We start from the raw sequence: 12690 nt of genomic DNA on the forward strand, positions 1-12690 counted from the left end.
TTCTATCGTTTTATAATATCAACCTAGCTCTATTTAACCTCGGATTGTAAATGTGATATGAAAGCAAAAGTAATTCTTGATTTCATTAATTATTCATACTTATTTGTACTCATTTTTTTTGAATTCAGATAAAATTAAGCAAATTTAAAAGAAGGCAAATTTATTTATTGAGCATATATTTTATTTTAAGATTTTTAGAAATCAACAAAAAATACAACTTAATGGGCAAGTTTTTCATTATAAAGCCACCCTACATCGATAAATATTCAGGATTCTTTAAAGATAAAATCTATATTGTTTGAATTATCTTATTTATAATTAAACAAAAAAAAGTTAAATTAGTTGTTTAATTAACTTTAATTTAAGACTTTTGACTTTAATTAATTCAAATAATTATAAAATGAAGACAAAGTTTAATGGAATTTTAACGCTATTCTTGGCGTTGGTAGTGCAAATAACCTTTGCACAACAAAAAACTGTTTCAGGTACAGTATCTGATCAATCAGGTCCTTTACCTTCGGTAAGTATTAACATCAAAGGTACAACTACTGGGGCACAAACTAATTTTAATGGTGAATACTCTATTAAGGCTAGTAGCAAAGACATTTTGGTTTTTAGATACTTAGGTTACAAAGTACTAGAGAAAAAAGTTGGTTCGTCAACCACTATTAATGTAACCATGATTGAAGACAGCAATGTATTAGACGAAATTGTAGTAACAGGATTTGGTAGTGTTTCTAAGACATCATTTGCAGGATCTGCAAAAGTGGTCCAAGGTGAAAATATCTCTCAAAAATCTTTTACAAACGTAAGTCAAGCATTAGCAGGAGAGGCTGCAGGTGTAAATGTTATTAACACATCTGGACAGCCAGGTAGTGTATCTACAATTAGAATTAGAGGTTTTGGCTCTGTTAATGGTAGTAACGCGCCTTTATATATTGTTGATGATGCACCTTTTTCAGGTAGTTTAAATGATATTAATCCTTATGATATCGAATCTGTAACTATTTTGAAAGACGCTTCAGCAACTTCGTTATATGGTGCAAGAGGTTCAAATGGTGTAATCGTTATTACTACAAAAAGAGGTAAGAGTTCTGGTGGTTCATCATTAAATGTTTCTATCAAGTCAGGTACAAACTTTCAAGGTGTACCAAGATACGAAACAATTGGAAGTCCTGAGGAGTACATAGGTATTGCTTGGGAAGGTATTTATCAGAGAGGTTTATTGTCTAATAATGGAGATAACGCTTTAGCAATTGATTATGCAAATAGTAACCTTTTTGAAGGAAACAATGATGATGTTTCAGATATTTCTCCAATTTATAATATGTGGAATACATCAGATTCAGGAGCTGCTGGTGTATCTGAACTTATTGATCCTGCTACTGGTGCAGTTAGACCTGGCATAACAAGAAGATATACCCCAGAAGATTGGGAAGATTTTGCTTTTCAGCCATCGAATAGATTAGAGGCTAATGTCTCATTGTCTAACTCTTTTGAAAACTCATCTGTTTATGTATCTCTTGGGTATATTGAAGATATTGGTTATGCTTCTAATACAGATTATACAAGATTAAATGCTCGTGTAGCAGGTGTTAATAAATTTGGGGATAATATCACATTAAATACATCTCTAAACTACACACAGAGTGAATCAAACGATAATGGAACAGGTTCTTCTTCATCATCACAGTTTTGGTGGATTGATAACTTACCTACTATATACCCATTGTACAGAAGAGATGCAGCAGGTGAAAAAATAGTTGACCCTATTTATGGAGGCTTTTTATATGATTATGGTTTAGAAGATGGACGTGGTTTTGGTTTTGCTACAAATGGTGTTGCAGATTCACAGATAAACATTAGTAGAAATAAAAACAATTCTGTAAACTTTAATAATGACCTTAAAATTGATTTAACGGAAGGGTTAACATTTGAAAACAATTTTGCGTACCAATACTTTATGAATGATGACATTGACTTGAATGAGCCTTTTTATAGTCCAGCGCAAGGAAATGGTGGTTTAATTAACAGAACTAGAAGAGAAACAAAAAACTACACGTTAAGAACTGGTTTCCGTTACAAGAAAACGTTTAATGATTTTAAATTAAATGCTTTTGTATCTCACGTAGCAACTAGTTACGAATTCAATTATTTAGAAGCAGAGCGTACCAACTTGGTTACTCCTTTTGGAACTGATATCTCAAATGGTGTTGTAAATCAACCCGTTGATGGTTACACTGATACAGAAGCTACTGAAAGTTACATTGCTAATGTTACTACAGATTACGCAGGCAAATACTTTTTGAATGCTACCTTCAATAGAGATGCAACTTCAAGATTTATAAACAACAAATGGGGTAATTTTTACTCGGTTGGTGCAGCATGGATTCTTTCTAAAGAAGATTTTTTAAGTGACTACAACTTTATTGACCTTCTAAAATTAAAAGCAAGTTATGGTATTATTGGTAATTCTGGTGTTTTAAATGGTACAGTAGCTAGATACTATCCAGGCTATAACCAATATTCTATTAACAATTTAAATGGAAATATTTCATTAGCATTTAATTATAAAGGTAATCCAGATTTAACTTGGGAAAGTTCTAACCAATTTAATATTGGTGTTGAATTCGAATTAGGTAATTTTATAGATGGATCACTTGAGTACTACAGTATAAATACTACAGACATGTTCTTTAATAGAGATGTAGCACAATCTTTAGGAACATATGCTTCTATACTAGTAAACGATGGAGAAATCGTAAATAGGGGTGTAGAATTTGATTTGAATTTTAGACTTATTCAGAAGGATCGATTCAAATTAAATTTCGGTGTTAATGGAGCAATGCTAAGTAATGAATTTAAAGCTTTACCAATTAACCCAGTTACAGGAGAAGAGAGAAAATTAATGATTAATGGTGGATTTGCTTATGAAGTTGGGCGTTCTTTATACGACAGATATATGCCTGTTTATGTAGGTGTTAATTCTGATACAGGAGCAGCACAATGGGAACGTTATTTTGACGATGTAAATGGTGATGGAACCTATGCATCTGCAGATGATGTTCTTATTACGAACTTAACGCAGTACACAAATGATAATCCAAATTCTAATGTAGTACAAGATGTTACGGAAGTTTATGCAGAAGCAGCAGATAAATTTATCGATAAAACAGCTATACCAGATATAAGTGGTGCTTTTAGAATTAATGCTGAAATAGGAGATTTCTCTATTAGTACATTATTCAACTACCAAATTGGTGGATGGGCTTACGATTCTGCATATGCTAACTTAATGGACAATGATTTTGCAGGTACAAACAACTTCTCAGTTGATATTAGAGATCGTTGGATGGCTCCTGGTGATGTTACTGACATACCAAGACAAGATGCTGGATTTCAAATACAGCAAAATGCAACATCAACAAGATTTTTAACAGATGCTTCATTCCTTGCATTAAATAACGTTCGTGTTGGTTATAAATTACCTACAAAAGTTGCTTCAAAAATTGGAGCTAAAAATTTAGAGATATTTGCAACAGGTGATAACTTGTGGTTAACTTCAAAAAGAAAAGGTTTTAACCCATCTACCTCAGTAACAGGAAGCTCTGATATTTATACATACAACCCATTATCTACATTTGTATTGGGAATCAATTTAAATTTATAATATTATGAAAACAAAAATAAAACTTATATTATTTGCACTTATTGCTGCATTTACTTCATGTAGTGATGATTTTTTAGAAACAGTACCAACTGCTACTATTACTGATGAAGCAGTGGCTGAAGCAGCAGAAATAAACCCTAACGTTTCAAAAGGAACTTTATTAGGTATTTATGAAAATTTATATCGTAGAGGAAGTGGAGGTACTACTGCACAAGAAGACTTTGGTATTACTGCAATGTTTATGAATATGGATATTCTATGTGCTGATATGGCTCACTTAGGAAAAAGCTATAGTCGTCAAAGAGATATTTCAGAATTAACTGTAGGTTTAGATCCAGATAATAATAATAATCTTAGACCTTGGAGATTTTTATACAGAATAATTGGTTTATCTAATTTAATTATTGACGCTGCTGGTGGTAATGATGTAGTACCAGAAACTGATGGTGGAAAGTATACTATTGGTCAAGCAAAAGCACTTAGAGGTTATGCATATTATAATCTAATACATACCTATGTTAACGATATTTCAAATTTATCGCAAAGCGTACTACCAATTTACTCAAGTGCTGAACAACTTGAACAACCTAAAAGTACACTTCAAGAAGTATTTGATTTTGCACTTAATGATTTATTAACTGCAGAGACTTTATTAGATGGATATGTACGTGAGGACAAAATAGAAGTGAATCAAGATATTGTTAGAGGTTTAATTGCCAGAACATATGGGGCCTTAAACAATTGGACACAAACTGAAATTTACGCTAAAAAAGTTGTTGATGCTGGTTATACTATTATGAGTAATGATGAAGTTGCTTTATTACCAGATGAAGATGGTTCAATAGGAGGATTTAATGACATCAATTCTGTAAACGGAATAATGTGGGGAATAGACATTACTGCTGAAGGTCAAGGTTTAGCTTCTTTATTTTCTTGGTGGGGCTTTATGGATCAATATAGTTATAGTTATGCTGCTGTAGGTAACCCAAAAGGTATGGACGCTGATTTATTTGCTAATTTTAGAGATGATGATATTAGAAAACTTCAATTTGAAGATCCTTATTCTTCAGATTTAAGACCAGGAGGTAAATTCTATTACAAAGGAGCACATTTAGCTGGATTTAGAGCTTTTTCAGGACCTCAATCTAATATAGATTCTGATTCTCATTATATGCGAGTTGCTGAATTTTATTTATTGCATGCTGAGGCTGCAGCTGAAAATGGTAATTATGCTGCTGCTCGTTCAAGCTTAAAAGCTTTGTTAGATATTAGATTAGATGACAGTTCCTATATTGATGCGTTACCTGACGCTGATTTAGCTGAAGAAGCTGCTCTACAAGCTAGATTAGAGCTTTGGGGTGAAGGAATATCATATTTCATTATGAAAAGAAGAAGAGAAACAAGAACAAGAGGATCTAATTGGTTAGATTTTGCTGGAACATCTTTTAGCCATGATGATGAGCGATTGACTTTTGAAATTCCTCAAGAAGAAATCATTGCAAACCCATTTGTATCTGATCAAAATTAAAAATTATTTATAATTTATAAAACCATCTCATTAGAGGTGGTTTTTTTTTGCACCATAATTAGCATACATTTGTAGCATGACAGAATCATCAACTACAACAATATTCGGCATAAGAGCCATTATAGAAGCCATAGAAAGTGGCTCATCTATAAATAAAGTTTACTTACAAAAAGGACTGAGAGGAAATCTTTTTTATGAGTTAGATAAAATTATAAAAACCAATAAAATTAGCACAAGCACAGTTCCTGTTGAAAAATTAAATAGATTATCCAAAAACCAAAATCATCAAGGTGCAGTTGCCCAAATTTCTCCAGTCGAATTTTATGATTTAGAAGAATTAATTGAATCAACAAAAGAAAAAAATAAAACCCCATTATTTTTAATCTTAGATCAACTGTCTGATGTACGAAACTTTGGTGCTATTATTAGAACTGCAGAATGTACAGGTGTTAATGGTATTATTATCCAAAAAAATGGTAGTGCTCCTGTTAATGCAGAAACGATAAAAACATCAGCTGGCGCAGCTTTTAAAGTACCTATTTGCAAAGTAGATCATATAAAAGATGCCTTGTTTGTATTACAGGCTTCTGATATTAAAACTGTTGCTGCAACAGAAAAGACTGATAACTCTATTTTTGATATCAATTTTAATCAACCAGTAGCTATAATAATGGGTTCTGAGCATAGAGGTGTAAATCCTTCTGTTTTAAAAATGGTAAATTATAAAGCAAAATTGCCCCTACTTGGTGAAATAGCTTCGCTAAATGTGTCTGTGGCTTGTGGTGCTTTTTTATACGAAACTGTTAGACAAAGAATAGCAGTAAGCAGTAAGCAGTAAGAAAAATAGATTATTCGGTTTCTTTTACTTGCTCATCTTCTTTTTTTTGTTCAATATTTGATGGACAAAAATTACCATCTTCATCAAAAAAAGAATCAAACTCGGTTTCTTTAAATTGATATTCTTGCTTGGTAATACCTTTTTTTCTAAAAAATAAAGACAATGTAAAGCCCACCAAAAAACCAGATAGATGCCCTTCCCAAGACATCCCCTCTTTTATGGGTAAAACATACCAAATCAAGCTTCCGTATAGAAAAATAATGATCAAAGACTGCGCTACCAATCTATAATGTTTTCTTATCAATCCACTAAAAAAAATGAAACTAAAGAGCATATAAACAACTCCGCTAGCACCAATATGATAGGCGTTTTTGGCAATCAACCAAGTTAAAACACCTGTAAAAAAACCTCCTAAAATTAATGTTTGGAATGCAATATCTCTATAAAAATAAAAAAGACTGCATAAAAGTACAAATAAAGGGATTGTATTATTAAAAAGATGTTGTGTATTACTATGAATAAAATGTGTAAAAAAAACACCTCTAAAACCTTTTAATGTTCTTGGATATACACCATATTTATTAAAGTTATAACCAAATTGAATTTCTACCCAATAAATTATCCATATTAAAAAAATAAATAAAATGGGTATCAGAAAAATTGACTTTGATATTTTAAGTTGATTCTCTTCGCTCATATCAGCAAAATAACAAAAATCTAACCAATTTGTATTTATACGACTTCTGTCAGAAATCTTTATTATTTTTACTCTATGAACGAACCTTTGGCAGAACGAATTAGACCTAAAACGCTTGAAGATTATATAAGTCAACAACACTTAGTAGGCAAAAATGGTGTGCTAACCAAATTAATTAAACAAGGCATCATACCTTCTTTAATACTTTGGGGACCTCCAGGTATAGGTAAAACTACCTTAGCAAACATAATTGCCAATGAATCTAACAGACCTTTTTATACACTTAGTGCCATAAGCTCTGGTGTTAAAGATGTAAGAGAGGTTATAGATAAAGCTAAAAAAAGTGGCGGTTTATTTACTGCCAAAAACCCAATTTTGTTTATTGATGAAATTCACAGGTTTAGTAAATCGCAACAAGATTCTTTGTTAGGAGCTGTAGAAAAAGGCTGGGTAACATTAATTGGTGCTACTACAGAAAACCCAAGTTTTGAAGTGATCCCTGCCCTACTTTCTAGATGTCAGGTATATATTTTAAATTCTTTTGATAAAAATGATTTGATAGCCTTATTAAAAAGGGCCATAAAAAAAGATACTTTTTTAGCTTCAAAAAAAATTACCTTAAAAGAAACTGATGCCTTATTACAAGTTTCTAGTGGTGATGCCAGAAAACTCTTAAATATTTTTGATTTGATTGTTGCTACAGAAGATGAAATTGAAATCACCAATAAATTAGTTTTAGATAAGATTCAAAAAAATACAGTTAGATACGACAAAACTGGTGAGCAACATTATGACATTATTTCTGCTTTTATAAAATCGATTAGAGGTAGTGACCCAAATGGAGCCCTGTATTGGTTGGCCAGAATGATTGAAGGTGGTGAGGATGTAAAATTTATTGCACGTAGATTGTTGATTGCTGCTTCTGAAGATATTGGTAATGCAAACCCAACAGCTTTAATTTTAGCTACTTCTACTTTTCAGGCAGTTTCTGTAATTGGCAATCCAGAATCTCGAATTATTCTAAGCCAATGTACAGTTTATTTGGCAAACAGTCCTAAAAGTAATGCTTCTTACCTTGCCATAAAAAATGCTCAACAGCTAGTTAAAGCAACTGGAGATTTGCCAATTCCTTTACATTTAAGAAATGCACCAACTAAATTGATGAAAGATTTAGACTATGGTAAAAACTATAAATATGCTCATGACTATATCAACAATTTTGTAGAACAAGAATTTTTACCTGATAATATATCAGGTACAAAATTTTATGAACCTGGTGAAAATTCTAGAGAAAAACAGTTTAGAGAAACTTTACAAAAAAGGTGGAAAAATAAATACAATTACTAGAACTTTATAGTATATTCTGCATGTTTTAGTTGATTGTTTTCATAATATTCAGCAATCCACTTCTCCCCTACTTTGTAAAAAATTCCGTTTTTACCATCAATAATATAAACTTCTTTTACATTTGTTTTTAAAACTTTAAAAACTACTTCTGGTTTAGTATTTACAAATTGATAGCCATTTTCGATAGCTTGAGCATAAAGCACTTTTAAAGAAGGCACTTCAACATCTTGCGTTTTCACTTTTTCCTCTGGAGTTACTATAGTTTTTGAGGCAGCCCTAGCAGTAACAATTTCTTCTTTTGTAGCTATACTTTTTGATGCAGGGTTGTAACTATATTCAAAATCTTCCATAGTATCAAAAGCATTTCTAATAGCTTCTTGATAAGCTTTTTTGTATTCTTTATTTTTGCTTTTACCAATTCCTGACTTGTATACTAATTTTCCATAACAGTCAAAAAGTGCAATCCTGTTTTTGGTGGTAAACATGCTAGATTCATCAGTAACCCTAGCCATTAAAACTGAGCATTTTTTATTTGCAATTTCTTTGGGTAAGATTTCGCTCTCTAAATACACTTTAAAACCTTTTTTCTTTAATAAAAACTTGGTTAATGAACTGGTTTGATATTGATCTGCTTTTTTTAAAAAATCAAACTTATTTGCAACCACAATATATCCATAGGTATCTAAAGTGTTTTTTTGACTATATACAGATAAGCTTACAACAACAAATAGAAAAAGACTTATTTTTTTAACCATTTTTAATTGAATATTAAATTAAACCCTAGTTGTAAAGATAAATGATTTGATGAAGATATATTATCATAAGACAAAATATTATCTATTGTAGTATACATGTTGAATTTACCAAGGTTTAACGACAAGCCAGCTCCTATATTTGCATAAGAAAAATCATCTACAGTATAGGTAAGCTTGGTGTGTATTTTAGAAGTTATGGATTTCTCATAAAAACCTGTAAGTGCAAATTGTAATCCTAAAGGTCTAAAAACACTATACAATTGTACACCTAAGGCATTTGTATAAAAATCTTGATATCTATTGTCATAACAATGCTTACTTCTGGTCTCTCCAAAACTATATTTTAATGCTGCATTAATTTTTGTGGATCTCCAAGAAATATAAGAATCTTGATTTTCAGTTGATGGCAAGTCTCTTCTAAAACGTCTATTCAACTCATCCCAATAATTAGTATTATCATTATTAAACAACAAATCAACTCCTTCAAAACTAAAATCACCTGTTACTTTGGTGTTTTTTACATTACTTTTATATCGTACAAAACCAAAATCTAGAATACTAGCAGAAAACTCTAATTGAGGTGATATCTTACTAAAAATACCAAAATCTAAGCCAACCCCCAAGTTAGATCCAAAAAGAGTATTTCCTAAATAATCTCCAAAATTTTCTATATATTCATCAGTTTCTGCATCTACAAGGCCTGCAGTTCTCGAAAGCAGATTCACATTATTAAAGTAATGTGTATATAAATTATTAGTACCTTCTGCTGTAGTAAATGTGCCTGTATTATTATTTGTTTTGATGTTTAATGCTGATGAATATAGTTTAAAACGTGCCCCTAATCTTAAATTTTCGTTGACTTTTTTTGATACACCCGCATGTAAAACTCCAGAAAAATCTGCATAAAATTTTATTTGTGATATCATAAAATTTTTATGCAAATATGCGTTATTCCCTTCTGTTATTAAGGTAACCAGGTCTTTGGGGTAATAACCTATTAAGTCTAACTCTTCATAAAAACCAAAACTAAAATACAAGCGATCTGTTGCTCGAAAACCTATATTCACAACTTCTATTTGAGTATTTGAAGTTACAAAATCTTTAGGAGTTAAATTTTTCAATGCTACAGCTATTTTGTCATTTATTGGTAAACCATCTTCTGTAAAAACATCGGTTAAAACAAACCCTGTGGTACTGATTCTTGATGAAATACCAGATAACAATGGAACTCCCACATGAAATTTGTAATTTGTTTCACTTGCAGGATTTAGTAGTAATGTTTGGGGTAATTCTGCAAAACCATACAATACTTGCTTATTTTGAGTTACCATTTTATGCGCACATAAAATGAACAAAACGATTAGAAACTTTTTCATGTTAAAGTTCTACCTTTAAGAATAAAGTTACTGAAGATTTAAACTCAAACTCACTAGTATCTAAGGGGTTCATTGGAGAACCTGTATTTTCTAAAGAGGCTATAATTCTTACTTTTGTGGCTGTAAAAATATCTGGATTTGAAGCTAAAACAATCTCTTCTTTGTAAGCAGGTGGATTTAAATCTTTACTCTCTACAAAAATCGGTTTAAAAGCATACGCAATTGTATTACTTTCATTCAATAAATCAATTGTAATATGGGCACCTCTATCAAATTCATTTTTAAAAGATGCATTGAAAACCATTTTAACTACATTTTCGGCAATAGTACTATCTTGAAATAAATCGAATTCTGTAATGTCTTGCCTACTATTTTGTTGCACACCATTGGTATCAAAAAACTGAAAAGGTTGTACGCTAAAAAATGTTAATGAAGATGTTAAAACGGGTTGTACAAGGTAATCTTCTATTTGACTAAAATCTAAGTTTTCGGCACAAGACGTAACAAGTAAAAACGCAAGTATAATACTTACTTTTTTTGAGGGATTCATAATATCTTGAATTTATTCTACGAATTAACGAAAAAAAATTAAAGATATTGCTTAATTTCTAATAAAGATGATACACTTGTAAATTTTGAATTGTCTAATATTTCATTTTCAAAATTGCAATGAATGGCTTTCATACCAACATTAAGTGCTCCAAGTATGTCTGCTTCAACACTATCGCCAATCATAATTGAGTTGTCTGCTCTTGCATTTGCCAGTCTTAGTGCATGGTAAAAAACTTTAGGATTTGGTTTTTTTACACCTACAGATTCTGAAGTAATGATAACCTTAAAATAGTCGGAAATATGTGAACTGTTCATTTTTTTACTCTGAATTTCTTCAAATCCATTGGTAATAATATGCAGTTCGTATTTATCTTTTAAATAATTTAAAACTTCAAAAGTGCCATGAAATAAATGATTAAAATCTGGCAAAAACTGTATGTATTCGTCTGCAATTTGATGAATTAAATCATCAGAAATTGAAAAATTTACAGCATCAAAAGCCGCTTTTAATCGCTGGTAACGCAAAGCTGTTTTGGTGATTTTCTCTTCTCTATACAATCGCCAAAACTCTCTATTTAATGGCTTATAAACTTTTAAAAAAGTATGTATATCTATTGCTAAATTGTGTTTAGCAAAAATTTTTTGGAAGGTTAAGTCAGAATTTTTTTCAAAATCCCAAAGGGTATGATCTAAATCAAAAAAAACATGTTCTATTTTCATAAGGTTAAATGTAAAGATAATTCATAATTAAACTTGCTTTTTAGTTGTTATATTTGTTTTAATTAAACTTTATTTTTTTGAGTAAGCAGTTATCGGTTTTATTTTTATGCGGATGGTATCCTTCTAGAGTTTCGCCTTATAATGGCGATTTTATTCAAAGACATGCAGAGGCAGTTGCTTTAAATAATATGGTTTCTGTTGTGCATATCATTACTGATAGTACTAACAAAACTACTGTTGATTATACTTTTAAAGTTATTAATGGGGTAAAAACTCATATTGCGTATATAAAGCCTCAAAAAAAACTACAAAAATCACTTTTATTCTTTAAAACGTTTACAAATCTGATGGCTAAAGTAGGTGATTTTGATGTTGTTCATTTAAATGAAGTGTTTCCTTTCGGAATATTTTCGCTTTATTTAAAATGGTTTTTACGAAAACCGTATATCATTTCTGAACACTGGACCGTGTATCATCGTCCTAAATCTATTTCGTATTTAGAAAAAACATTATCTAGAATAATAACTAAAAATGCTTCTTTTGTGTGCCCTGTTTCAGATAATTTAGGTGATGCTATGCAAGCTATAGGCTTACAAGGAAACTATAAAAAAGTTCCAAACGTAGTGCATACAGAGGTATTTACACCTCGTAAAGTTGATCGAGCTATTTTTACGATTACGCATATTTCTAATATGAACAACGACCATAAAAATATTAAAGGTTTACTTCTGGTAATTGCCAAAATACAAGAAAACATTCAAAATTTTAAGTTTCAACTTATTGGAGAAAACGCTACAAATTATAAAGATTATGCAAACCAACTTGGTATAGATACCAATAAAATTAACTTTTTGGAGCAAGTACCTCATCAAGATGTTGCAGAAAAATTAAAAAATAGCGATTTGTTTGTAATGTTTAGTAATTACGAAAACTTGCCTTGTGTAATTTTAGAAGCTTTTTCTTGCGGAGTTCCCGTAATTTCTACAAATGTTGGTGGAATTAGTGAATATTTTCCCAATGATTTTGGCAAACTCATTGAGGTTGGAAATCAAGCTAAATTAAAAGAAGAGATTCTAAATTTTTACAATAAAGTATACACTATAGCTAGCAAAGAAAAAATGCATAATTACGTGGTGTCTGTATGCGGTAAAAAAACAATAGCCAAAAACTTTTCTGAACTCTACTATAAATCTCTAGAAAGATAAAT

General features: G+C 30.8%; 10 protein-coding genes. 5 read left to right on the top strand and 5 right to left on the bottom strand.

Features of this window, described 5'->3' with window-relative positions; all coding sequences use genetic code 11:
* Positions 1-400: 400 nt before the first annotated feature.
* The 3 genes from ACW9UN_RS03225 (at position 401) to rlmB (ending at position 6036) form a co-directional block, all read left to right on the top strand.
* The gene (locus ACW9UN_RS03225) at positions 401-3670 is read left to right on the top strand and encodes a SusC/RagA family TonB-linked outer membrane protein (protein WP_459483808.1); all 3270 of its coding nucleotides are present in this window, start codon (positions 401-403) and stop codon (positions 3668-3670) included.
* 4 nt (positions 3671-3674) lie between these two features.
* Complete coding sequence (locus tag ACW9UN_RS03230; protein ID WP_459483810.1) at positions 3675-5198, top strand: RagB/SusD family nutrient uptake outer membrane protein; 1524 nt, start codon at positions 3675-3677, stop codon at positions 5196-5198.
* A 76-nt stretch (positions 5199-5274) separates the two neighbouring features.
* The gene (rlmB, locus tag ACW9UN_RS03235) at positions 5275-6036 is read left to right on the top strand and encodes a 23S rRNA (guanosine(2251)-2'-O)-methyltransferase RlmB (protein WP_459483811.1); all 762 of its coding nucleotides are present in this window, start codon (positions 5275-5277) and stop codon (positions 6034-6036) included.
* A gap of 10 nt (positions 6037-6046) precedes the next feature.
* On the opposite strand, the gene ACW9UN_RS03240 is transcribed toward rlmB, so the two are convergent.
* Complete coding sequence (locus tag ACW9UN_RS03240; RefSeq protein WP_459483813.1) at positions 6047-6733, bottom strand: rhomboid family intramembrane serine protease; 687 nt, start codon at positions 6731-6733, stop codon at positions 6047-6049.
* A 75-nt stretch (positions 6734-6808) separates the two neighbouring features.
* Here ACW9UN_RS03240 and ACW9UN_RS03245 point away from each other — a divergent pair, with 75 nt between their 5' ends.
* The gene (locus tag ACW9UN_RS03245) at positions 6809-8080 is read left to right on the top strand and encodes a replication-associated recombination protein A (RefSeq protein ID WP_459483815.1); all 1272 of its coding nucleotides are present in this window, start codon (positions 6809-6811) and stop codon (positions 8078-8080) included.
* Here ACW9UN_RS03245 and ACW9UN_RS03250 read toward each other — a convergent pair.
* From ACW9UN_RS03250 to ACW9UN_RS03265, 4 genes are read right to left on the bottom strand one after another with little or no spacing between them, the layout of a single operon-like run.
* Positions 8077-8835, bottom strand: coding sequence for a hypothetical protein (locus ACW9UN_RS03250; protein WP_459483816.1), 759 nt, complete (start codon positions 8833-8835; stop codon positions 8077-8079). The genes ACW9UN_RS03245 and ACW9UN_RS03250 overlap by 4 nt on opposite strands.
* Before the next feature lie 2 nt (positions 8836-8837).
* Positions 8838-10211, bottom strand: coding sequence for a DUF5723 family protein (locus ACW9UN_RS03255; protein ID WP_459483818.1), 1374 nt, complete (start codon positions 10209-10211; stop codon positions 8838-8840).
* A 1-nt stretch (position 10212) separates the two neighbouring features.
* Positions 10213-10761, bottom strand: coding sequence for a hypothetical protein (locus tag ACW9UN_RS03260; RefSeq protein ID WP_459483819.1), 549 nt, complete (start codon positions 10759-10761; stop codon positions 10213-10215).
* Positions 10762-10799: 38 nt separating this feature from the next.
* Positions 10800-11483 carry a YjjG family noncanonical pyrimidine nucleotidase gene (locus tag ACW9UN_RS03265; protein ID WP_459483821.1) on the bottom strand — a complete coding sequence of 228 codons (684 nt, stop codon included), beginning with the start codon at positions 11481-11483 and terminating at the stop codon, positions 10800-10802.
* Positions 11484-11560: 77 nt separating this feature from the next.
* Between ACW9UN_RS03265 and ACW9UN_RS03270 the strand changes: the two genes are divergently transcribed.
* Entirely contained in the window at positions 11561-12688 is a 1128-nt protein-coding gene (locus ACW9UN_RS03270; protein WP_459483823.1) for a glycosyltransferase family 4 protein, read from the top strand.
* The last annotated feature ends 2 nt before the right edge of the window (positions 12689-12690 follow it).

The sequence above is a fragment of the Polaribacter litoreus genome (assembly GCF_054584775.1).

Bases quoted from the DNA above. Each gene is read 5' to 3' on its own strand.
- rlmB (WP_459483811.1), top strand. From the start codon at position 5,275: ATGACAGAATCATCAACTACAACAATATTCGGCATAAGAGCCATTATA.
- ACW9UN_RS03230 (WP_459483810.1), top strand. From the start codon at position 3,675: ATGAAAACAAAAATAAAACTTATATTATTTGCACTTATTGCTGCATTT.
- ACW9UN_RS03225 (WP_459483808.1), top strand. From the start codon at position 401: ATGAAGACAAAGTTTAATGGAATTTTAACGCTATTCTTGGCGTTGGTA.
- ACW9UN_RS03240 (WP_459483813.1), bottom strand. From the start codon at position 6,733: ATGAGCGAAGAGAATCAACTTAAAATATCAAAGTCAATTTTTCTGATA.
- ACW9UN_RS03255 (WP_459483818.1), bottom strand. From the start codon at position 10,211: ATGAAAAAGTTTCTAATCGTTTTGTTCATTTTATGTGCGCATAAAATG.
- ACW9UN_RS03265 (WP_459483821.1), bottom strand. From the start codon at position 11,483: ATGAAAATAGAACATGTTTTTTTTGATTTAGATCATACCCTTTGGGAT.
- ACW9UN_RS03245 (WP_459483815.1), top strand. From the start codon at position 6,809: ATGAACGAACCTTTGGCAGAACGAATTAGACCTAAAACGCTTGAAGAT.
- ACW9UN_RS03250 (WP_459483816.1), bottom strand. From the start codon at position 8,835: ATGGTTAAAAAAATAAGTCTTTTTCTATTTGTTGTTGTAAGCTTATCT.
- ACW9UN_RS03260 (WP_459483819.1), bottom strand. From the start codon at position 10,761: ATGAATCCCTCAAAAAAAGTAAGTATTATACTTGCGTTTTTACTTGTT.